The sequence below is a fragment of the Bradyrhizobium sp. CCGUVB1N3 genome (assembly GCF_024199925.1).
Classification (GTDB): Bacteria; Pseudomonadota; Alphaproteobacteria; order Rhizobiales; family Xanthobacteraceae; genus Bradyrhizobium.
In genome coordinates this window covers 3,841,015-3,861,672 of sequence record NZ_JANADR010000001.1, presented here as the reverse complement: position 1 = coordinate 3,861,672, position 20,658 = coordinate 3,841,015, and the positions used below count along the sequence as shown (strand labels likewise).

At 60.6% G+C, this 20,658-nt stretch carries 21 protein-coding genes; 8 read left to right on the top strand and 13 right to left on the bottom strand.

The window, feature by feature from the left end; genetic code table 11:
• The first annotated feature begins 40 nt into the window (after positions 1–40).
• Genes NLM33_RS18315 through NLM33_RS18305 form a run of 3 tightly spaced genes read left to right on the top strand, consistent with a single transcriptional unit; the run spans position 41 to position 3,187 of the window.
• Positions 41–1,393 carry an MFS transporter gene (locus tag NLM33_RS18315; RefSeq protein ID WP_254097474.1) on the top strand — a complete coding sequence of 451 codons (1,353 nt, stop codon included), beginning with the start codon at positions 41–43 and terminating at the stop codon, positions 1,391–1,393.
• Positions 1,394–1,410: 17 nt separating this feature from the next.
• Positions 1,411–2,487: a gentisate 1,2-dioxygenase gene (gene gtdA / locus NLM33_RS18310; protein WP_254097473.1), complete on the top strand. Its 1,077-nt coding sequence runs from the start codon at positions 1,411–1,413 to the stop codon at positions 2,485–2,487.
• A complete protein-coding gene (locus NLM33_RS18305) occupies positions 2,480–3,187 on the top strand; it encodes a fumarylacetoacetate hydrolase family protein (protein WP_254097472.1) in 708 nt (235 codons plus the stop codon). Before gtdA ends, NLM33_RS18305 begins: the two co-directional genes overlap by 8 nt.
• Before the next feature lie 39 nt (positions 3,188–3,226).
• Here the strand turns inward: NLM33_RS18305 and NLM33_RS18300 are convergent, their stop codons facing one another.
• The gene (locus NLM33_RS18300) at positions 3,227–3,982 is read right to left on the bottom strand and encodes a hypothetical protein (protein WP_254097471.1); all 756 of its coding nucleotides are present in this window, start codon (positions 3,980–3,982) and stop codon (positions 3,227–3,229) included.
• A gap of 245 nt (positions 3,983–4,227) precedes the next feature.
• Between NLM33_RS18300 and NLM33_RS18295 the strand changes: the two genes are divergently transcribed.
• The gene (locus tag NLM33_RS18295) at positions 4,228–5,025 is read left to right on the top strand and encodes an adenylate/guanylate cyclase domain-containing protein (protein WP_254097470.1); all 798 of its coding nucleotides are present in this window, start codon (positions 4,228–4,230) and stop codon (positions 5,023–5,025) included.
• 106 nt (positions 5,026–5,131) lie between these two features.
• Here the strand turns inward: NLM33_RS18295 and NLM33_RS18290 are convergent, their stop codons facing one another.
• Positions 5,132–6,037: a LysR substrate-binding domain-containing protein gene (locus tag NLM33_RS18290; protein WP_254097469.1), complete on the bottom strand. Its 906-nt coding sequence runs from the start codon at positions 6,035–6,037 to the stop codon at positions 5,132–5,134.
• 135 nt (positions 6,038–6,172) lie between these two features.
• On the opposite strand from NLM33_RS18290, the gene NLM33_RS18285 reads away from it, so the two are divergent.
• Positions 6,173–6,952 carry an alpha/beta fold hydrolase gene (locus NLM33_RS18285; RefSeq protein WP_254097468.1) on the top strand — a complete coding sequence of 260 codons (780 nt, stop codon included), beginning with the start codon at positions 6,173–6,175 and terminating at the stop codon, positions 6,950–6,952.
• A gap of 374 nt (positions 6,953–7,326) precedes the next feature.
• Here NLM33_RS18285 and NLM33_RS18280 read toward each other — a convergent pair whose 3' ends face one another.
• From NLM33_RS18280 to traA, 3 genes are all read right to left on the bottom strand, one after another.
• On the bottom strand, positions 7,327–7,659 hold the full coding sequence (locus NLM33_RS18280) for a helix-turn-helix domain-containing protein (protein WP_254097467.1): 333 nt from the start codon (positions 7,657–7,659) through the stop codon (positions 7,327–7,329).
• Between the two features lie 597 nt (positions 7,660–8,256).
• Positions 8,257–8,472, bottom strand: a complete 216-nt coding sequence (locus NLM33_RS18275; protein WP_254097466.1) for an AlpA family transcriptional regulator — start codon at positions 8,470–8,472, stop codon at positions 8,257–8,259.
• A 130-nt stretch (positions 8,473–8,602) separates the two neighbouring features.
• Complete coding sequence (gene traA / locus NLM33_RS18270; RefSeq protein WP_254097465.1) at positions 8,603–11,623, bottom strand: Ti-type conjugative transfer relaxase TraA; 3,021 nt, start codon at positions 11,621–11,623, stop codon at positions 8,603–8,605.
• Between the two features lie 171 nt (positions 11,624–11,794).
• Between traA and NLM33_RS18265 the strand changes: the two genes are divergently transcribed.
• The 3 genes from NLM33_RS18265 to NLM33_RS18255 all read left to right on the top strand — a co-directional run bounded on the left by NLM33_RS18265 (position 11,795) and on the right by NLM33_RS18255 (position 12,899).
• On the top strand, positions 11,795–12,121 hold the full coding sequence (locus NLM33_RS18265; protein ID WP_254097464.1) for a conjugal transfer protein TraD: 327 nt from the start codon (positions 11,795–11,797) through the stop codon (positions 12,119–12,121).
• Position 12,122: 1 nt separating this feature from the next.
• Complete coding sequence (locus NLM33_RS18260; RefSeq protein ID WP_254097463.1) at positions 12,123–12,386, top strand: conjugal transfer protein TraD; 264 nt, start codon at positions 12,123–12,125, stop codon at positions 12,384–12,386.
• Positions 12,387–12,533: 147 nt separating this feature from the next.
• On the top strand, positions 12,534–12,899 hold the full coding sequence (locus NLM33_RS18255; RefSeq protein ID WP_371929966.1) for a DUF2274 domain-containing protein: 366 nt from the start codon (positions 12,534–12,536) through the stop codon (positions 12,897–12,899).
• Here the strand turns inward: NLM33_RS18255 and NLM33_RS18250 are convergent.
• The 8 genes from NLM33_RS18250 to NLM33_RS18215 all read right to left on the bottom strand — a co-directional run bounded on the left by NLM33_RS18250 (position 12,863) and on the right by NLM33_RS18215 (position 20,417).
• Positions 12,863–13,780, bottom strand: a complete 918-nt coding sequence (locus NLM33_RS18250) for a LysR family transcriptional regulator (RefSeq protein ID WP_254097461.1) — start codon at positions 13,778–13,780, stop codon at positions 12,863–12,865. The genes NLM33_RS18255 and NLM33_RS18250 overlap by 37 nt on opposite strands.
• Positions 13,781–13,831: 51 nt before the next feature.
• Positions 13,832–14,005, bottom strand: coding sequence for a hypothetical protein (locus NLM33_RS18245; protein ID WP_254097460.1), 174 nt, complete (start codon positions 14,003–14,005; stop codon positions 13,832–13,834).
• A gap of 356 nt (positions 14,006–14,361) precedes the next feature.
• Positions 14,362–15,483, bottom strand: coding sequence for a Xaa-Pro peptidase family protein (locus NLM33_RS18240; protein WP_254097459.1), 1,122 nt, complete (start codon positions 15,481–15,483; stop codon positions 14,362–14,364).
• Between the two features lie 252 nt (positions 15,484–15,735).
• Positions 15,736–16,428: a hypothetical protein gene (locus tag NLM33_RS18235; RefSeq protein WP_254097458.1), complete on the bottom strand. Its 693-nt coding sequence runs from the start codon at positions 16,426–16,428 to the stop codon at positions 15,736–15,738.
• A gap of 68 nt (positions 16,429–16,496) precedes the next feature.
• The gene (locus NLM33_RS18230) at positions 16,497–17,573 is read right to left on the bottom strand and encodes an ABC transporter ATP-binding protein (RefSeq protein ID WP_254097457.1); all 1,077 of its coding nucleotides are present in this window, start codon (positions 17,571–17,573) and stop codon (positions 16,497–16,499) included.
• A gap of 19 nt (positions 17,574–17,592) precedes the next feature.
• On the bottom strand, positions 17,593–18,399 hold the full coding sequence (locus NLM33_RS18225) for an ABC transporter permease (RefSeq protein ID WP_254097456.1): 807 nt from the start codon (positions 18,397–18,399) through the stop codon (positions 17,593–17,595).
• Positions 18,399–19,085, bottom strand: coding sequence for an ABC transporter permease (locus NLM33_RS18220; RefSeq protein WP_254097455.1), 687 nt, complete (start codon positions 19,083–19,085; stop codon positions 18,399–18,401). Before NLM33_RS18220 ends, NLM33_RS18225 begins: the two co-directional genes overlap by 1 nt.
• Before the next feature lie 300 nt (positions 19,086–19,385).
• Positions 19,386–20,417, bottom strand: a complete 1,032-nt coding sequence (locus NLM33_RS18215; RefSeq protein WP_254097454.1) for an extracellular solute-binding protein — start codon at positions 20,415–20,417, stop codon at positions 19,386–19,388.
• Positions 20,418–20,658: the final 241 nt, after the last annotated feature.

Sequence of the window (20,658 nt, the reverse complement as noted above, 5' to 3'; positions counted from 1 at the left end):
CTGTCACTGGCTTAGAAACACAAGCTCACTGGAGTTCGTGATGTCTGCTGCGAATATCATAGACGTTACCGAGGTCATCGAAGAGGCGCGGTTCGGACGCCTCCAGCTTCTGATCCTCGTTCTCTGCGCGTGGATCGCGCTGCTCGACGGTTTCGATACGCAGGCGATCGCCTATGTCGCGCCCGTCATCGCCGAGCAATGGGGGATCGCCATGGCCGGCTTCGGTCCGATCTTCGGTGCGGGCCTGGCCGGCCTCACGGTCGGTGCTTTCGTGCTGAGCCCGGCGGCGGATCGTTTCGGTCGGAAATCCGTGATCCTGCTCTCGGTGCTGCTGTTCGGCATCTTCGCGCTCGGCACGGCGCGCGCGACCACGCTGAACGAGCTGCTGGTCTACCGCTTCCTGACGGGCCTTGGCCTCGGCGGTGCGATGCCCAACATCATCGCGCTGACCAGCGAATACGCGCCGAAGCGGATGCGCGCGCTGCTCATCGCCATCATGTTCTGCGGCTTTCCGCTGGGATCGACGATCGGCGGCGTGATCAGCGCGCCTCTGATCGGTGCGCTCGGCTGGCAAGCGGTCTTTGTCGTGGGCGGCGTGCTTCCTCTTGTCACCCTGATCGTGCTGCTCGTCTGGTTGCCCGAATCGATCCGCTATCTGATGACGCGCGACGTTGCAGACGAGCAGATCGCAAGCTTGCTCGTCAGGCTCGATCCGGCCATCTCGCCTTCGGCGGCGAGCCGCTATGTCATGCATGGTTCGAAAGCATCCGGCTTTCCGGTGACGAAGCTTCTCGGCGAAGGCCGCGCATCCATGACGGTGCTGCTCTGGATCGCGTTCTTCATGAACCTGCTCGTCATGTACTTCCTGGTGAACTGGATGCCCTCGCTGCTCAAGGCGAGCGGCCTGCCGCTCAACATCGCGATCCTCTCGACGGCGGTGTTGAACGCCGGAGGGGTCGTCGGCGCAATCGTTCTCGGCCGCTTCGTCGACCGGCTCGATCCGTATCTGGTGCTCGGCGGTGCCTATTCCGCTTCGGCCCTCTTCATCGCGGGGATCGCATTTGGATCGGCCAACGTCTGGACGCTGATGACCTCGACATTCCTCGCCGGGTTCGGCGTGGTGGGGGCGCAGATCGGCATGAACGCGCTTGCGGCCGGCCTCTATCCGACTGAGATCCGATCCACCGGTGTCGGCTGGGCACTGGGCGTGGGCCGCATCGGCTCGATCATCGGCCCGGTCGCAGGCGGTGTTCTGCTCGGCTTCGGATGGAATGCGCAGTCCGTCGTTCTGGCGGCCGCAGTGCCGGCCGTGCTGGCGGGATTGGCGGTGATCGCGCTTCGCCGACGGGAGCCGGCGGTTGCGATCGTGCCGGCCGCAGCGCTTCATCACTAATCACAGCGAGACGAACGATGTCCCACGATACGATCATGGCCCCGACCGCCGATACGCCGGAACGTCGGGCATTCTATGACAAGATCGACAAGCAGAACCTGACCGCCCTGTGGCTGTCGCTGGCCGATCTCGTGACGCCCGAACCGAGAAGCGCGTGTCGCCCCGCATCCTGGCGCTTTGATGAGATCCGCGCGTACATGCTCGAAGCCGGAAGTCTCATCACCGCCAAGGAGGCGGAGCGGAGGGTCCTGGTCCTCGAAAATCCCGGTCTTCGCGGCCAGTCGAAAATCACGACGGATCTCTATGCCGGCGTGCAGCTTGTCATGCCGGGTGAGGTTGCGCCGGCCCACCGCCATACTCAATCCGCGCTGCGGTTCATCCTCGAAGGCGAGGGCGCCTACACGGCGGTGAACGGCGAACGTACCATCATGCACGAGGGCGATTTCATCATCACGCCGCCCTGGGCCTGGCACGATCACGGCAACCCCAGCCCCGATCCGGTGTTCTGGCTGGACGGTCTCGATATTCCCGTCATTCAGATGCTGGATGCATCCTTCGCCGAGCATCTCGACGTCGACGAGCAGCCGATCACCCGTCCCGTCGGCGACAGCGACGCCCGCTATGGCCACAACCTGCTTCCCGTCGATCACAGGGGCGGCGGCGGCACCTCGCCGGTGTTCAACTATCCCTATGCACGAACGCGCGAGGCGCTCGAAAGCCTGCGACGCGCGGCCGCCTGGGACGCGTGTCACGGTCTCAAGATGCGCTACACCAACCCGATCACGGGCAATCACGCCATGGCCACCATGGCGACCTTCATCCAGCTCCTGCCGAAGGGATTTGCAACGGCGGCTTACCGCTCGACCGACGCGACCGTGTTCGTGCCGATCGAGGGCAGGGGCCGCAGTGTCATCTCGTCGCGATCCGGCGAGGACATCGTCGTCGCGTGGGGCAAGCGCGACATCTTCGTCGTCCCCTCCTGGCATCGTGTGCGTCACGAGGCGATCGACGGCGACGCCGTGATCTTCTCCTATTCCGATCGACCCATTCAGGAAGCCCTGCATCTTTTCCGAGAGGACCGCGGCAATGCCTAACGCCAACACTCACTCCGATTTCGTTCTGCCGCCGCCGCCGCACGCCTCGGTCGCGGTTCACAATGTGGCGGCGCGCTTTCCGCTGCGCCGGATCATCTGCGTCGGCCGCAACTACGCGGCGCATGCGCGCGAGATGGGGCGCGATCCCGATCGCGAGCCGCCGTTCTTCTTCATGAAGCCCGCGGACACGGTCGTGGATGACGGGACGACGGTTCCCTATCCGCCGCAGACCACCAACTTCCATTACGAAATCGAACTGATCGTCGCGATCGGGCAGGGCGGGACGGACATTCCCGTCGCGCGCGCGCTCGATCATGTCTGGGGCTACGGCGTCGGCATCGATCTGACGCGCCGCGATCTGCAGCTTCAGGCCCGCGAGCAGGGCCGTCCCTGGGACTGGGGCAAGGGTTTCGACCTCTCGGCGCCGATTGCCCCGCTGCGACCAATCTCGGAGGTCGGCCATCCAAACGCCGGGCGCATCTGGCTCGCCGTCGACGGCGCGCTCAAGCAGGACTCCGACATCTCAAAGCTGATCTGGCCCGTGCCGGACATCATCTCGATCTGCTCGCAGTCGATGACGCTCAAGCCCGGCGACATCATCATGACGGGCACGCCGGAAGGCGTCGGTCCCGTGCAGCGGGGCCAGGTGATGACGGGAGGAATCGAGGGGCTGGGCGAAATCAGGATACCCGTAAAATAGGCCGGTTGATGTTGGCGGAGCGGTGTTGGCCGCATCTCGTCAATTGGGCCCGATGACGGCGTCAGCCTGGCGGCTACCGTTCCGGGTAATCACGATGATGCCGTTGCGGATGGTAAATCTCGCGCCAAGCAGTCTCCGCACCTTCTCCGTGATTGGAGAAGGGAAGGGAATGGTGTCTCCCGCGACGGGATCGCCGACCTTGATCGGCTCGGTCGTGGAACCCGTAATTGGGGCAGGCTTGATGAAGTCTCTGATCAGCTGAATCTCTTCGCGCGACAGGATGAGCGGGCCCTGGTCAGGACGAGGCTCCGCCGGCGGCTTGGGCGTTTCGCTGCTTGGCCTGTCGCGTGCCTCGTTGACGCTTGCGATCTGATCGAGCCTGGCGACGTGCAGCTTGAGCGCGATGATCTCGCGTTGCAGCGTTGTGATCTCCGCCTTGAGCGACCTGACCTGGGTGAAGACGATGGTCACGCAAGCGCAGCTCACGATGACGACGACGCTCAGCAATGCGAGCAACCAGCGCTCGACGTTTCCTCTCGGCCGCCCGGTTGCCTCCGGGGCCTGATCGCGCTGGAGATGCCTGCGCCAGATGCTGCGTCCTCGCGCCACCCATTTGGCAAAGGCGGTCATGTCGTCCGGCTCGTCTCCCCCGGAACCGAAGTGGGTGGATGACGCGGCGGAGGCCTCGCGGGCCGGGTGAACGTGATCCTCCGCCGGCGGATGAGCGGCGGCGTGCAACGGATCACGCTCCATTCGCAGATCAAGCCGGCCGATATCCGTTCTCGATGGAGCCATCTGTCAACTTCAGCAGTTGCGCCGATGCGCAAACCGCAGCGTCGCAGGACGCCCCTCGGGGCTGCAAATCGGTTCCCGCATGTTCGTGGACACAAACCGTGCCGACAAGCGAGGCCCGTGTCAATTGGATGACGCGAGAGCCGTTGGCCAAATCGTTGATCAGGAGTGCTGTTGCCAACGCGGGAATGTATGACTACGCTTTGCCCCAGGTAGGCCCATACGGTCATTCAATCGGCCGCACGTTCATGCCAAAATTCCTTCGCATCGGTCTCCATCAGTCGAACGTTTCCGGATACACGTCGAAGGCGTGGTGTGTTCGGCGCGTTGGCTCGGCGGTCTTCCTGAAGTGGGGCGCCGTGGAGGTCCATGGCGCCGGAGATGGGCGGAAGGTTTACTGGGCGCTTCCGCCGCGGGAGAAAACAGTTCGTTGCGGTACGGCGCAGCGTGCCCAGGACTATGCAAAAGCCGCAATCGCGCGGCGCCGCAACCATCGCTATCAGCCGCTGACCGGACCTATTGCGCTCCGGCGCCGATCTGCCGAGCGCACTACCGCGCTCAAGCAGGCACTCGCCACGATCCTGATCGTCGATATCGTCCGCTCCACCGAAAAGGCCGCGAAGCTCGGCGATGCGCGTTGGACGAAGGTGATGGGCCACTATTACGCAGCCGTGCGCAAGGAGCTGAAGACCTCGCGCGGAAAGGAAGTCGTGACGACGGGGGACGGCGTGCTGGCGACGTTCAAGGCGCCGGCTGCCGGTATCAGTTGCGCGACCGCGATCCAAAAGGCCGTGCGCACGCTCGGGCTCGAGATCAGGGTAGGGCTGCATGTGGGCGAGTACACGGTGAGCGGGGGCGAGATGGTCGGTCTCGCCTTTCACATCGGCACGCGCGTCGCCGCGAAAGCGCGCGCCGGCGAAGTCCTGGTCTCGAGCGCGGTCAAGGACCTGCTCGTGTCGCAGTCCCAAATTCGCTTCAGGGATCACGGCGTTCACCAGCTCAAAGGCGTGCCGGAGCGATGGCGGCTGTACCGGGTCGAGGATTGAGGGGCCTGCGCGAGGGGCTGGAAAGTAGGGTGCGCTTCATTCGTGAGCCTTCGAGCCTGCGAAAGCGGCGGAGTCGTTGAGTCCGCTGTCATCGTAATCGCGATGCTTACGCATCAGCACTCTGCTGCTTCACGCCGAACCTCTGAACTGCATAGTCCAGGAAGCTACGCAGCTTCGGTGTCATTCGTCTATCGGGGGCATACATCGCGTGCAACGGACGGGCAGGGGGCTCGTATTTTGGCAAGAGCCTTACGAGGCGCCCCGCCTTGATCTCTTCGGCCACGAGTTCGTGCGGCTGCAGAAGCACACCCATACCTGCCACGGCAGCTGCACGAAGCGCTTCGCCGCTATCGGTGGAGAATCTGCCCGTGATCGGGACGGTCTCCCGACCGTGCGGTCCCTCGAACGACCACTGCGTGCGAAGCGACGTGTGCGAAAATACGAGGCATTCGTGGTGTTGCAGATCCTCTGGTTTGCGCAGTTTTTTCGCTGATTTGAGATAGTCTGGTGCCGCGCAAAGAACCATTCGAAGCGAGGCCAGATGTCGCGCCAGCAATGTGCTGTCTGAAAGTGGTCCGGTGCGGAAAACGACATCGAAGCCCTCGTCCACCAGATCGACGGTCCGATTGGTAAGACTGACGTCCACGGACACCTCCGGATGTTGCTTCAGGTATGCCGGGATTTCAGGTGCCAGCGCGTGACTTCCGAAAGTAATGGGCGCGCTGATTCGAAGTCGTCCGCGTGGTGTCGAGCGGGTTTCGGCGATCAGCGCTTCGGCCGCCTCCATTTCCGCCAAGATGTTCTTCGCCCGCTCGTAGAACACGCGACCGCCATCGGTCAGACTCTGCCGACGGGTCGTGCGGTTCAGCAGCTTGATTCCCAGGCCGTGCTCTAGGACCCGTATTTGCTTGCCCGCCAGCTGCGAGGACAAGTCAAGTTCCGCAGCGGCAGCAGAAATGGAGCCGAGTTCGACCGCGCTTACAAAAGCTCGCATGCATGCCAATCGATCCATTTGAAACAAACCGTTTGTTGTATCTATAGTTTCGCCAATTTATCTCGCTTTGTTTTATATCCTACGGTGATGACGTTGCAACCGGCACTATGCCCTCCGCTGGCCTCGGCCAGCTCACACCCGGAAGAAAGTCCAATGCGATCATTTACACAGAGAGCCGTCTTTGCTGCCGCTATGGGCGGCGCGGCTCTAGCTTCTACGGGAGCTTCCTCTGAAATCCCCGATGCGCAGAAGCCCACGGTGGTGCTTGTCCACGGCGCGTTTGCCGACGGTTCGGCGTGGAACAAGGTCATTCCCTTGCTTCAAGAAAAAGGGCTGACGGTCGTGTCCGTGCAGAACCCGCTGACCTCCCTGGCCGACGATGTTGCGACCACGCGGCGCATGCTCGACAAGCAGACCGGACCCGTCGTTCTGGTGGGACACTCGTGGGGTGGCGTCGTCATCACGGAGGCTGGTCAGCACGAGCGCGTCAAATCGCTTGTCTACGTCGCTGCGTTCGCTCCGTCCGAAGGGCAGTCAGTAGCGGACGTGTCGAAAGACTACCCGACACCGTCCGGCTTCGAGCACATTCTCGCGGACAAGGAGGGGTTCCTGACGCTCAGCCTTGAGGGAGTGGCGAAACACCTCGCCCAAGACGTTCCGGCTGATCAAACCCGGCTGATGGCCGCCACACAAGGCCCGGTGCGCGGAAAGAACTTCGAGGAGAAGGTTACCGCAGCTGCCTGGAAGGCGAAACCTTCGTGGTATGTGGTGAGCGAGCAGGACCACATGATTCAGCCGGCTCTGCAGAAGGCGATGGCCAAGAAGATCTCGGCTCATGTTGTGAGCTTGCCGGCCGGGCACACGCCACAGATTTCACAGCCAGCCGAAGTTGCAAAAGTGATCCTCGCAGCTACGGCAGACGCGCCAAAGTAGTGACGTCTTGGCGCGCTCAGTAGTCGAGCGCGCCTCGCATTTTCTGCAGTCGTGTCTTGGTTTGTTTGGACCGCGCGACCAAACGCATTGATTTGCTGGTGGGCCCGGCAGCCGTCATATGAAGCTGCTTTTCTTGAGGGATTTCTTGATCTTATCAAGATGTTGATTCAGCGAGTACCAACAAAGATACCAACGAAGTTGCCAAGGGGAAGAAGATCGGGCCGCCGCCCCCCTACACGCACTCGCCAGCCGCGCTCTGGTCGTCCCATCGCGTCCGATCGAACTACGAAGGTAGCTCGATCGCTATCGGTCGGGAAAGTGTTTTTGAGGTTACTCCGGCACGAGCCGGTCGATTGTCGCTGGCGCGGCGGGCTCTAGCGAGGCCCGCGATAAAGCCGGCTCTCATCCGATTCGCTCAGGTGACGGAGCCGTGCCAGAAACGCGGCAAGGTCGGCAGCATAAAACAACGTCTTCTTGCCGAATTTGACGCGTTTGAGGTCACCTCGTTTGATCGCTGCGTACAGCGCAGTGCGACCGATACTGAGCAACTCAAGTGTCTCGTCGACCGCGTACGCTACTTTCGTAAAACCGAGGGCCGAAGGATCTATCGGATCAACTCCGGTGCTCTTATCGTTGTCCACACTCGACACGGCCTTGTTCGTCGAAACCTGGTCATGGGCTTTGCGAGGGTGAGGCATGGTACGCATTGTGCCACGCGTCATGGCGTAAATGAACAGCCCAAGTTTGCGCTGTGCTACGCCATGGCGTCCCCTCAGCGGGCGGTGAGACTGTCCTGTTTGGCCTCGAGATCGGTCAGCCGGTCGGACAGGGCGATGCCAACCGCCTTGCTCGAGGACGCGCACGATCTCCGCGCTGGCTCTCGCGGCTTCGGCAAGCTCGCGGCGGGGTGGATTCCGACGAGCTTCGGCGCTGGCGGTTGAGCCGATTGGTTTCCTGCGTACAGGCGCGCATGGCGTCGGCGGCGCATCATGCGCCCACGCAGCCCGGTCTGCACGCGGCTTTCCCGAGCCTTGCGGTCCACGGCGCGGGTGTCGCAGCCGTTGCCAAGCACACGGTTGGTATAGGCATATCGGTCCGGATTGGGAGCGCTGTGCGCCCCCAATCTGCGCTGACTGCTTGGAGAGCCCCAAACCGGGGCGGCGTCAGGCCGTCAAGGCCGAAGCCGCGAAGCGGGGGCGCGACAGCGCCAGCCTTTACGGCCTGAGGCCGGTCCGGTTCACTGCCGTCAGCAGCAAAAGGACATGCCGCCGGACGGTATGGCCGAAGGGAGGCAACCGCCGACCTCACCGGACCTCATCGAACTCGCGTTTCGGACGCCACGAGACGGGATCGGCGATCCAGCGGTTGATGTCGGATTCATGCCAGCCGGTCCCGTTGGTGCTGATTTTGAGCTGAGCCGGGAACGTGCCCTCGGCGATCTTGCGGTAGATGGTGGACCGGGACAATCCGGTCCGGGAAAGGACGGTCTTCAGGCGAACGATACGGTCCGGTTCTCGCATGGCCGCGCTGCCTCCTGCTGGCTGTTTCTGACCGCTCCTGATCCAGAAAGAGCAAACCGTGACGCGCGCGCAAGATCCTTTTTCGCGTCGTCGTAGCGTGGCGCACAGACGGCGGAAAAAAATAGGATAGTCAAATTCCGATGCCTCGCCCTCTGCCAAGGTCGATGCCGTGGATGAAGGCCAATTCTCGACCGAGGCTGCGGCCTGAGTCGAAATCGATGCTGATGCCAAGTTCGCGCTTGCGGTTTGCGAGGATGGATTCCAGTTGCGGATCGCGTTCGAGGCTTTTCGCCATATCGCCCATCGCGGCCCGCGTGGATTTGTAGCCGGACATGTCGCCAACCTGATACTGGTGCTGGCTGGTGTGGCCGAGCTCCTGCCAGCGTTCGACGAAACGGTCGGCGCGGCGGCTCGGATTGATGCGCAGTTCGGTCTCGAGCTGGAGCGCGCGGATGGCGCGGTTGATCCGGCCCGATGCTGCCTCGCTGGCGAGCTCCGGGTTCTTCTTGTAGGCGGCTTCGGCATCGTGCGAGCCGTGGGGCCGCACGTCCTCGAAGACCTTGCGGGCCTCCTGTAGTTCTTTCACCTGCTCGGGACTTGCCTTGCCGCCCATTTCCTGCGCCTCGAAGATCGCATCCACGGCGCGGGCATGGCGCACCAGCGCCCGTGTGCGCACCCGACGCAATTCCTTTTCCGGATCTTCCGCCACCTTCCTTTCCGGCGCTTCGGTTTCGCGCCGCTCGGCCCCCGCATCGCTCCTTTCCCTTTCCGGCGCTTCCCGTTCCGGTCTCCGCGCGTCGTCCAAACCAGGCACGGCATCAGCAGACGGGCGCAGGCCATCGAACATGTTGCGCACCTTCTCCGGCACGACCTTGCGCACGATTTCGGCAACGCGCTCGCGGAACGTGATGCCACGCCGCTCGGCGTAGCACTGGGCCGGATCGGCACGCTCATAGTCCGAGGCCATATCCTTCGCGCGATCGCGCGACAGGGTGCGGGTGAGCCGGTCCAGACCGGCAAAATCGTCGCGGCCATAATGCAGGTCCATGCCGTCGCGGTGCCGCGACAGAGCGACATAGCTGCCATGGGCGTCCATGCCCGGCGTCGCCAGCACATGGGTGCGGTCCACCGTCATGCCCTGCGCCTTGTGGATGGTCGCGGCATAGCCGTGGTCAATCTTGTTGTAGTCCTTGAAGTCGAACTGCACGGATCGGCCATCGTCGGTCTGTACGGTCATGGATTGCGCGCTAACCCGCTCGACGGTCCCGAGCGTACCGTTCTTCACGCCGAGCCCGCGCTCGTTCTGCAGGAACATGATGCGGTCGCCGTCGGCGAACTGGCGCGCGCCGCGTTCGACCGTCAGGCGCACGTCATCACCCAGGTCGCCAGCAGCCCGCATCCGCTCGCGCGCCCCCTCGTTAAGAGCGCGGACCTCGTCGTTGGTGTGGGTGAGAATGATCCGGCTGCGCTCCGGTGCTGCCTGCCGATCGCGATCCCAGTGTTCGATCAGATCGCCGCGCGCCTGCTCACGGGTTTGGGCTTCATGCACCATGCCGCGGGAGCGGTAGGCCTCAAGCGCATCGCCGGTTCTGCCGGTCGCCAGATCGCGCGTGGCGTCGCGCTGCCAGTCCTCCCGCTGACGGCGCACCTCGCCGATTTCTACCCCGCCGTGACGCTCATGGATCGACCGGAACGCCGCGCCTGCTTCTATTGCTTGCAACTGCTGGGGATCGCCAACCAGCACGACCTTTGCGCCGGATTCGGCAGCATGGGATAGCACGCGTTCCAACTGGCGCGTGCCCACCATGCCCGCCTCGTCGATCACCAGCACATCGCGGGTCGTGAGTAGGTCGCGGCCCTGTTGCCAGCCATGCTCCATGCTGGCAATGGTGCGTGACGCGATGCCCGATCCGCTTTCCAGATTTTCCGCCGCGATGCCGGACAGCGCCACGCCCCGGACCTCATAGCCTGCCGCTTCCCAGGCCTCCCGCGCCACGCCCAGCATCGCGCTCTTGCCGGTCCCTGCATGGCCGACTACGACACCTAAATCGTGCCCGTCCGTGACATGCGCGAGCGCGTCGACCTGCTCGCCCGACAGGAGAAGACCGCGCCGTTCCGCAACCGCCAGCGCCGCTTCCCGGTCCGCGTTACGCACCTCATGGCGTTCCCGTTCCACCATCAGTTTAGCGGCACGGTGCAGGCGCTGTTCAACCTCAATCATCTCGCGGGTGGTGAAGCGATCCTCGCCCCGAGCGTCCCTGCCGAGTTCGACCAGATTTGGCGCGCTACGCATCGCGCCCATGACCTCGTTGAACTGGTCGATCCCGTCGCTGTGCCGGTGCACGAACATCGCCATGTCGCGCCGCGTGAAGGTCGATTGCTGATGCGTGATGGCGTCCAATGCGACCGAAGGATCAGCGATAATCCGCTCGCCGTTGCCGCGCGCGATCTCGCGGTGCATCTCAGCGCGGTCGGCCTCGGTCGCTTCGCCCCCGATGCCCCGATTCTCAATACGCTTGGCGGGCGCACCGATCTGGCTTTGCGGTTCAAGCGCGAGCCCCTGTGCTTCGAGGCTGCGATGGTCGATCCGCGCGTCGATGTCGAGTTCGGCCAGCCGCTCATTGGCGATCTCCGCCCAGCGTTCGCGCCAGCGCTCGACCACCTCGGTGCGGTTCCACTCCCGTACCTTCTGGCCAAAACCGTTCTCGTCCACCGCGCGCATGGTCAGCATGACATGGGCGTGAGGTTTGGGCATGCCGTCCTCGGCCATATCCCAATGCACATTGAGATCGGCGATCATGCCCCGATCGACGAATTCACCCCGAACGAAGTCGCGGGCCAGTTCGATGGCCTGTGCCTGTGTCATCTCGCGGGGAAGGGCAAATTCGACCTCGCGAGCAAGCTGGGCATCCTTGCGGACCTCGAACGTCTCAACATCGTTCCAAAGTCGTTCGCGGTCGCTCCATGCCTCCGGCGCATTCTCTGGCAACATCACTTCGGAATGGACGACGCCGCGCTTGCCGGAGAAATCGTGGCTGCGATCAAGCCGCTCATCGCGCAGCCGCGAGCCCGAGCGGTAGGCGGCCGACGCCACCGCGCTGGAGCCAGACTTGCGTCCAATGACCTTGACGTGAAGATGATAGATCGCCATCGCGATCGGATCAGTGGCACAGCGAAGCGCACGTCGGAACGACGTATAAGCGCGCCCTCCCTCGAAAAATTCTCGGGCGGGACTACCCCGTCTCAGGCAGTCTCGACAACATTGCGGCGTTCGACGCAGCGCTAGACTATCATTTCTCCATCACCACTGACGGAGACGACCATGCGTAAGCCACGTGACTTTGATGCCGAACTGAAGGCGCTCGAAGATAAGGCGCGCGACCTCAAGGGCCGCAAGGTGCAACAGCTCGGCGAACTGGTCATCGCCACCGGGGCAGATGGCCTCGGCGCCGATGAACTGGCCGGCGCGCTGATAGTATTGGCCGAGACGAAGGACGCCGCAAAACGGGAGGCATGGGCGAAGCGTGGGGCCGCGTTCTTTCAGGGCCGGTCGCGGCGAACTGCATCTGCGCCTGACCACGGCACTGGCGGCGCTCCAACGCAACTGCGCGGCGCACAACCGGCTTCAGGCGGCACGGGCACGGCATGATATGCGCACCTGGCAGGTCGAGCGCCGCAAGCGTACGCGACACTTGATCGAGCTGGGTGGTCTCGTCGTCAAAGCCGGTATTGTGGACCTGACCGGCGACGATCGCGCCATGATCTATGGCGCGCTCATCTGGATGGCCGACAAACTCCAAAGCGATCGGGGCGAACGGGCGCGCGAGCTATGGGCGGCAAAGGGGAAGCAGGCGTTCGAGGCGGACCCGGCGACACCCAAGAGAACAGATCGAACTGTTCCAGCAGGTCGTTGATGCTCAACAATCGCATGCCAGCCGAGCAACTAAGTGCCCCCGGGCCGACGCTGATCATGCGATGGCGCTGGAAGCCCGCAGTAGAGGGAACGCGCGATCCGTGACCACGTGAATCCCTCATCCGGATTTCCTAGAATAGGCCCGAGAATGCCGACCCAACGCACGATCGAGCCGTTGCCAGCTTCGGCGACAGCCAAGGTTCAGCCTGCCGAGACTGCGAGGTATGACAGCAAGCTGCGGCGCCATTCTATGCGACACCGCGGCTATGTCGGTCCGTCAACCGATAATGATGGAGGCAACGTCTTCGTTCGCCGTTTCAGCCTAGCCGCCACACTGAGAAACTCGCGCAATACCGAGATTTTGACGCGCAGCTCAGGCACGACGACGCCGACCGAGCCCGCAAAATTGATCGCGCCGATGATCGAGCATTTTATGGCATCCGACCGAGCGTTTGCAAAGGTACGGCGCAATGCGGCTCAGCCCCTACCTGGGTCAGCGGAAAGATCCGGATAACGCTCGCGAAGCAGGTCGAGGAACGGACGCAGCGATGGATTGCCGTTGGCTTGACGCCAGTAAGCGCGGAAGCTCAGCCGCGTCGGTCCCTCGGTGTCGTGCACCTCGCGGAAGGTGACACCCGGATAGGTCGCGCCGGTCGCACCTTCCAAGGCCAGCAGCATCCCCCAGCCGGCGCCGACCAGGGTGAGGAGCCGATCGAGCGACACATCATGACGAAGCACAGGGCACGGATCGGAAGCCCCCAACTTGTTGATGAGCAGTTTGTGGAATTCTGGGCCAGGGCCGTGCTGTGACAACAATAGCGTTTCCTGCCGCAGTTCGCCCCAATGAACCAGGTTGCGGGCTGTCAGCGGGTGCTGTTCGGGAAGAGCGACGACGACACGTTCGCTCCAAACCAATAATGTCTTGTCGCTCCATCTCGGATTGGGCTCGGCCACGAACGCGATATCAATGGCGGAATTGACGAGATCGGAGATCAGTTGGTCTCTCGTTCCGTCGACCAGATGTGGATCAACATCGGGGAAGCGATGCCGGTGCTCCAGGAGGGTGGCCCGGAGATTGCCGGCCGAGAGGGAAGCATGGATGCCGATGATCAATCGGCCGCTCTCGCCACTCGCGTGGGTCTTAAGGCGCGCCGTTATGGCTTCCGTCTCACCCACGATGCGCCCGGCGGCATCGAGGAATTCCAGACCTTGGATGGTTGGTCGCGTGCCGCCATTGGTACGCTCGAACAGCGTGCTGCCGACCTTGTGTTCGAGATTGCGCAGGCAACGACTCAGCGTCGACTGCTTGACCCTGAGCGTCTCTGCCGCTTGGCGGAGGCTTCGGTGCTGGGACGCGGCGATCGCCCAGCGCAGCTCGCGAAATTCCACAGGCACGATTGAAACTCTATGGCGAGTTGTCTGTGACCGTGTTTCTTCTAGAACGGGTCATTTTATTTGCTTGCGCGGCTTCAGCGCCTCCTTCGCTTCAGCTCTGAAGCGACCATTGACTTCACTCTCGAGCATGAGACTCGTTCGCCAGTCACTATTGCCGACGGCGCCGACGGAGACGATCAATTCGCCTTGCTGCTGCGTACCGGATAGTTGGCTAAAAGTCGCCATTTGGTCGAACTCCACTCGGTCGAAGTTGCGGGACGAGGCAACTGACGACGTCCCGTGGGCTAGGTCATTCGGTCGCGTTCCTTGAACCCCCGACGATCCACAAACCGCTTGCATAAGGACAACGTTGGCTCATCGCCCGTTGCCAAACGGGATCTATCACTCCGGTAAAAAGGGAACCCATTGCGGGATTCAACTAGGTTGCATGGCCCATGTGGCGGAATGATTTGCCACCTGAACCACGCGCTTCTTGATCCGTGGATCAAGGTTCGAGCTCTGTGCACTCACGATGAAATCGGGTGACCACGTGATTGCCGAAGCATCTTGCCTCTCGCCACGTTTGGGGGCCTTTGCAGTGCTTAGACTTGAAACACTTGTCGCGGCGAACGCGTTAGACGCTCATACCCGGTCTCCGTGACGAGCACCGTCTCGCTGAATGCTATGCCGTCGGCGGATACATACATGTGGAACACCATGCCCTGCTCCAGCGCCCAATCGGCCGTAGGCAGAAAAATGCGCGAGAAGTCACTAGTACGCGGGGTATGCAGTGGATAGCAGCCGAGCGAATAGCCCGTGATATTTGAATAATCGGCTCGTAGTCCGCCGGCGAGCATAGCCTTTCGCGCCACGGCGTCGACGTCAGCGGCGCTGGCTCCCGGCTTCATTGCCTCGAACTGACGGTCCTGTATTTCGATCAAGCGCTGGCCAAGCTCCAACCGACGAGGCTCAATCTCGCCAATCACAGCGGAGCGCATCAGGCGGGCACTATAGCCGTCGATGTACGGCAATAGCTCCATATGCAGAATATCACCCTTAGCGAACGGTCCGTCAGTCAGTCCGCCATGAAGAAACGCGTTTCCGACTCCCGCTGTGATAATGCCGGCACGCGCGGCATCCGCACCCTCCTGCATAAAGACCTGGTAGACTGCGGCTGCCGCATCGCGCGCCGACTTGCCGGCTCCAGCGACCTTGAGCGCGGCTACGATGCCGAGATCACCGATTTTGGCGGCACGCCTGAGCACCGCGATTTCCCTTTCACTTTTCCGCGCGCGGAGCGTTGCCATGACGCCGGAGAAATCCACGAAAGTTGCGTCCGTCAATCGAGCCGCGAGCTGCTTAAAGCGACGCAGTGGCATGCAATAGGACTCCTCATCGATCCCCACGCGCGCGCTAGCATAGCCAAGGCGACCGATTGTATCGGCAAGGACCTGGATCGGGTCTTCCCAATCGGCAAAGGCGACGGACTCCGTCACCCACGAGCTTTCATTGAACGGCCCAAGGTCAACGGCGCGCAGGATCATAGTCGGAGCGCCCGCGCAGGGCAGAAGGCAGGCTCGGTACATGTTTTCCGAGATCGGAAAGCCGGTCAGATAGACGAGGAATTCGCTCTGATCAATAATCAGAACATCGATGTTACGCGCAGCCATGTGCTGGCGTACCCGCGCCACTCGCGCTTCATATTCGTCCCTCGGAAACAACATTGGAATTCACCTTTCGTGAGGTCACTTGCGAGCTTTGGAGCGCGCTAAGCACAGATTTAGTTGGTCTCGATGTGTGTTGCTCTAAGCGTGGGCCGCTCTCCGGGCCAGCACAAGGCGTGCAGAACCTCTGACACACAAACGCAGGCAGCGCATGGATTTATCCGCTAATTGAAGAGCGCCTCAAGAGCGCGATATTTTGGAGATGAGGTTCGTTTGCTCTCCTTGCCCGGTGCTGTCCAAGCACAGCTGAAACTAATCCTTGTATTTGCGAGGAGGACCCAACGCGAACAGGATGTCTGCAAGTGTGAGGATGTCAGCCACGGGCAATCCCGTTTGTCGGCGCACGGCATCTGAAGTAACCGGAAAGCCGGTGCATTCGAATACCAATGCTCCAATATCACGATGTGAATCCAAGATCGATTTAACAGCGGCCATCACGTCGCTGATCATGGTGGGGATCTTTGGAAGGGGAATAGGCGCCATCATTTCGCGCCACGATTCGGAGCCGTCGATGCCGGCAATCGCAACAGGAATTTCCTTTGACGACCACCCTGCGGCCTTGAAATGATCCTCCTTCAGGTTGCCCGAGTCGAAGGTGACGAGACCGATCCTTTTCCCAGACGGCAGCATCTTCGCGACATGAGGGACGAGCATGAGGTTTGATAGACCTACAGGTACGGAAACTGCCCCGGATACCGCGTCCTGGAATAGCGCGGTGAACCCGCAGTTCGCGGTGATGGCCGAGACGCCTTCGCTCTCAAGCTGGCGAGCGCATTGGGCGTAAGCGTCTCTCAGCGACGGGTCACCTGCAACAACCTTCTCCGTCGTTGCGCCCGGGACCGTAATCCGCTTAGTCGGAAAGGGGAACGTTCGGGGATCTGCCATATAGCCGGGAAGCTCGGCTGAGTTTTCGAGCATCAGGATGCCCAAGGCTTTTTCAGTCATTTCAGGTGCTCCAGAAGATCTTCAGTCATTCAGGATTTCGAGCGTTCAAAAGCGCTTGGCGAAACATCTCACTTTCGGAGCTCCGCCATTTGAGGGCTTTTATACCCGCCAATTACCCGCAATCCGCTTGGATCGATGGCAACATTTAGTGGCTGGCCGCACGCCGGTGTAGAATCATTCGGAAACCGAGCATCCATTACGAGCTTCTCGCCTGCTACGTCGACGATTACTCTGCTCATGTGTCCCAGATAGCTCGATCCAACGACTCGTCCCGCGAGCACGAATCCTGTTTCCCCATTGGCGGCGGGCCGAACGAACTCGGGCCGAATAATCGCTGTCACTTCGCCCGCAGGACCATCGCACGGTAGCCAGATGTCTCCATTCAGCTGCAAGCGGCCGCTGCCGTCCAAGCGCCCTTTTAGGGACGAACACGTTCCTATAAAACTCGCAACAAATTCTGTCTGGGGGTACTCGTATATCTCACTTGGGCGCCCGACCTGCTCCACGATACCCTTGTTCATAACGACCACGCGATCTGCGATAGACAACGCTTCCTCCTGATCGTGCGTCACGAACAATGTCGTTATGTTCACCCGCTTAATTAGTTCGCGGAGTTCCTCTCGAAGACGCACGCGCAACTGCGCGTCCAGATTCGAGAATGGTTCGTCGAGGAGCAAGACATTCGGCTGAATCGCTAGAGCGCGCGCAAGGGCAACTCGCTGCTGCTGGCCTCCCGACAACTCTTTAGGTAGCCGATGGCGAAGGTGCGGCATCTCGATCAGTTCGAGCATTTCTCCGACTCGCTGCCGCCTTACATCAGTCGGCAGCTTCCTGCACTCAAGGCCGAACGCGATATTCTGCTCCACAGTTCGGTGCGGGAAGAGCGCGTAAGCTTGAAACACCATGCCCGTGTTGCGCCTGTAGGGAGGGGCTTCGGTGACGTCTGCGCCGCCGATGCAAATACGGCCGGCGGTCGGCTGAATAAACCCGGCGACCATTCGCAAAGTGGTTGTCTTTCCGCAACCGGATGGTCCGAGCAGACAAACGATCTCTCCATGCGACATGTCGATGGAAAAATCTTCAACGACAACATGGCTGCCGTATTCTTTTCGAATGCTTTTCAGCGAGACGTCTATTTTTGACATGCCGGATAGCTCCAACCCTTCATTTTCCGATGATCTTGCTCATCCCGACGAGGCGCTCCGAAATCAGAATGACCGCCAGCGTAATGAAAATTACCAAGCTGGAAATTGCTGCAACCGTTGGGTCGTAGCTGCTTTCCACAAACGAGAAGATCCGGACGGGTAGCGTCACGGTAGAAGCGCCCGAGAGAAAGATCGATAGCGTGATGTTCCCAAACGAAGTTACGAAAGCAAAGATTGCGCCCGCTACGAGATTTGGCACGAGCATGGGAACAGTCACTCGCATCACCACTCGCAATGGCGAAGCACCGAGATTGAGCGCGGCCTCTTCGAGGGCAGTATTTAAAAGGGACAATCCGTTCAGCAACGCTCGCACGACATAGGGCAGCGAAACCAAAATGTGCCCGACCAACAGAGCCTCAAGAGATGGGCCTATTCGTAGAGCAGACATGAGGTAAAGCAGTGCGAGACCAAGAACAACGATGGGTATCACGATCGGCGAGAGTAACAGTGACTGGAATGCCGCCCGTCCTGGAAACGCAAACCGGTCGATCACAAAAGCAGCTGAAAACCCGAGGGCAAGCGAGACTGCAGACGCCAAGAGCGCGATATAGGCGCTGGCCCACATGGCAGACATAAATTCTTGACTGTGCCAAGCACGGAGATACCACGCTAGCGATATGCCATCGGGCGGGAACTGCAGTATTGATCCGCGGGTGAACGATGCGCCTATAACAATGATCGCGGGCGCGAGCATCATTGCGTACACACAGGTCCGGACGATAATTCCGGCGACCGAAAGCGCATGGTCGGAAAGATCACGCTTCATCATTGCCTCGTTTCTCCGAGCAACAAACTTAGAGCCCGGATTGCCGTCAGCAAAACGAATGTCACGATTAGCAAGCAAACTGAGAGCGCAGCACCTAGTGGCCAGTTCAGCACGACGAGAATTTGCTCATAGATCAGACTGCCGATCATTTGCACCTTATTGCCGCCAATCAAGCGGGGAGTAATAAAGGCTGACATCGACAAGATGAAAACGAGCAGTAGACCGGTAGCAATGCCTGGAGCTGCGAGTGGAATGAGGACGCGGCCAAACGTTATCAACCGATTTGCCCCTAAATTTGCCGCCGCTTCCTCGAGAGCTGGTGAAATCTGCGACACAACGCCCATGATTGATAGAATCATGAATGGAATGAACTGCTGTACCAGCACAAAGATTACCGCTCCCCTGTTGAACAGGAGTCGCAACGGCGAATCCACGATCCCTAGGAACTCAAGCGCTTGATTCAGCAGGCCGTTACGGCCGAGCACAACCATCCACCCAAACACGATGACCACGAGGCTAAGCGTCAGCGGCAGGACCACGGCGATCAGCCGCCACTTGCGGCGATGTGGCGGCAGTCGCGCAAGTGAATAGCCAACTGGGAAGCCGATCACGAGGCATATCAACGCGACCTCGGCACTGATTATGAAAGTTTGAACCAGCACCGATGCGAAGTAACCGTCTGACAATATCAACGCGTACTGTTGCAGGCTGTAGCCGGTAGCGCCAACGGCGGTGGATCCAGGATACAGACTTACCCTGACCAATCCGCAGAATGGAACTATGAGAAAGGTCAGAAGGAATATGAAAGATGGTGCCATTAGAATAGCGAACCAGACCCATTGCCGCGTCGGCGGGATCAGTGGCGAATGCGTCGCAATTCTTGTGAGCTTCGAGTGACCCAACGCAATTACCCTCTGTCATAGAAGTTCATTGGAGGCATCTAGCCTAGATGACATCCTCATACCCATGAGGAACAGCCAGCTCGGTCAGCGAAATTCTTTGTTGAAGCGGTTGAGCCAGGCTCCACGGTTCGCTGCAACCTTGGTCCAATCAACTGACTTTTGGTTTTTGGGTTTGAGCATCCTGTCCGCGACCTCAGTTGGCATGTTGACATCTACCGCCGGGCGATAGCCGAAGAAGCTCGCGAGGGCCGCTGGGTACTCGCCCGAGAGCGCTTCCTCCATAAACGCATAAATCGCTTCCGGTTTTTTGGATGTCTTCACGGGGTTTAGGTATGACACCACCGAGTACGTCCCCTCGGCTGGCTCCACCATTTCGAACGGCTTGCCTGCCTTTTGCAGTGAGATTACGCGACCATCGAAAAATGGTGCCGCCCAGACCTCGTCTTGTTCCAAGAGTTGGAGCATGTTCACGGTAGAGCTCGTGATAGTCGCCACATTTGGCTTCAGCTTTGCAAGCGCCACGAAACCTGGATCGATGTTGTCAACGCTACCGCCATTCGCCTCGGCCATAGCGATCAATTGCATGAGCCCGACCGTGTTCTCGATGTTGAAGAGTCCGACCCGGTCCTTCAGATCCGGACGAGCGAGATCAGCGAACGACTTTATGGTCGCTTTGACACTTTTCGTGTTGCGCGCGAGTACAATTGACGGCATGCCGAGCGGCACGCCGTAGTCGCCAAATTCACGTGTACCAGGCAACGCCTTAGTGATGCTCTTGACGTCGGAGCTTGTGACGGGCGCAGCCGCCTGCGTCCTGAGAATCTCCGGCATTACGGGGCTGTCAACCATCAGAATGTCGAACGCCGGGTTCTCTGGCGCGGCAAGAACCTTCGCGAGCGCTGCAGGCGAGGTTCCGGGCGTGAAGACAACCTGCAAACCGGTTTTGCGCTCCAGCGGCGCGACGATGCGTTCTTGTATGATGCGGTCCCAGTCACCGCCGTATCCATTGATACTAAGCGTGACGCCAGCAAATTTCTTGTCTTGCGCTCTAAGGACTGAAGGACAGCTGATGATGGTCGCGGCTGCTGAAAGCTTCAAAAAGTCTCTGCGGTTCATGTTTGCACTCCCTTACTGTGATCGGTGTTGGAAGTTGTCCGTGTCTTTCGACTGTTTAGCGAACACTTCCTGCTAGCTCGGCGACGTAGCGTTTTCGATATTTCGAATTCAGCGGATCGACCAAAAATGAATCTGTTCTCGCTTTCATGGTCGCCCTGCCGGTGACCTGGGCTGCCCACCACGACAATCTCGGTAGGGACGATCGGAAAGTGTTGCGCGCTCCGGCCTCAATCAACTTGGC

Bases quoted from the DNA above. Each gene is read 5' to 3' on its own strand.
- NLM33_RS18285 (WP_254097468.1), top strand. From the start codon at position 6,173: ATGCGATCATTTACACAGAGAGCCGTCTTTGCTGCCGCTATGGGCGGC.
- traA (WP_254097465.1), bottom strand. From the start codon at position 11,623: ATGGCGATCTATCATCTTCACGTCAAGGTCATTGGACGCAAGTCTGGC.
- NLM33_RS18260 (WP_254097463.1), top strand. From the start codon at position 12,123: ATGCGCACCTGGCAGGTCGAGCGCCGCAAGCGTACGCGACACTTGATC.
- NLM33_RS18275 (WP_254097466.1), bottom strand. From the start codon at position 8,472: ATGCGAGAACCGGACCGTATCGTTCGCCTGAAGACCGTCCTTTCCCGG.
- gtdA (WP_254097473.1), top strand. From the start codon at position 1,411: ATGTCCCACGATACGATCATGGCCCCGACCGCCGATACGCCGGAACGT.
- NLM33_RS18280 (WP_254097467.1), bottom strand. From the start codon at position 7,659: ATGCGTACCATGCCTCACCCTCGCAAAGCCCATGACCAGGTTTCGACG.
- NLM33_RS18255 (WP_371929966.1), top strand. From the start codon at position 12,534: ATGCCGACCCAACGCACGATCGAGCCGTTGCCAGCTTCGGCGACAGCC.
- NLM33_RS18240 (WP_254097459.1), bottom strand. From the start codon at position 15,483: ATGTTGTTTCCGAGGGACGAATATGAAGCGCGAGTGGCGCGGGTACGC.
- NLM33_RS18300 (WP_254097471.1), bottom strand. From the start codon at position 3,982: ATGGCTCCATCGAGAACGGATATCGGCCGGCTTGATCTGCGAATGGAG.
- NLM33_RS18235 (WP_254097458.1), bottom strand. From the start codon at position 16,428: ATGACTGAAAAAGCCTTGGGCATCCTGATGCTCGAAAACTCAGCCGAG.
- NLM33_RS18305 (WP_254097472.1), top strand. From the start codon at position 2,480: ATGCCTAACGCCAACACTCACTCCGATTTCGTTCTGCCGCCGCCGCCG.
- NLM33_RS18225 (WP_254097456.1), bottom strand. From the start codon at position 18,399: ATGAAGCGTGATCTTTCCGACCATGCGCTTTCGGTCGCCGGAATTATC.
- NLM33_RS18315 (WP_254097474.1), top strand. From the start codon at position 41: ATGTCTGCTGCGAATATCATAGACGTTACCGAGGTCATCGAAGAGGCG.
- NLM33_RS18295 (WP_254097470.1), top strand. From the start codon at position 4,228: ATGCCAAAATTCCTTCGCATCGGTCTCCATCAGTCGAACGTTTCCGGA.
- NLM33_RS18215 (WP_254097454.1), bottom strand. From the start codon at position 20,417: ATGAACCGCAGAGACTTTTTGAAGCTTTCAGCAGCCGCGACCATCATC.
- NLM33_RS18265 (WP_254097464.1), top strand. From the start codon at position 11,795: ATGCGTAAGCCACGTGACTTTGATGCCGAACTGAAGGCGCTCGAAGAT.
- NLM33_RS18230 (WP_254097457.1), bottom strand. From the start codon at position 17,573: ATGTCAAAAATAGACGTCTCGCTGAAAAGCATTCGAAAAGAATACGGC.
- NLM33_RS18245 (WP_254097460.1), bottom strand. From the start codon at position 14,005: ATGGCGACTTTTAGCCAACTATCCGGTACGCAGCAGCAAGGCGAATTG.
- NLM33_RS18290 (WP_254097469.1), bottom strand. From the start codon at position 6,037: ATGGATCGATTGGCATGCATGCGAGCTTTTGTAAGCGCGGTCGAACTC.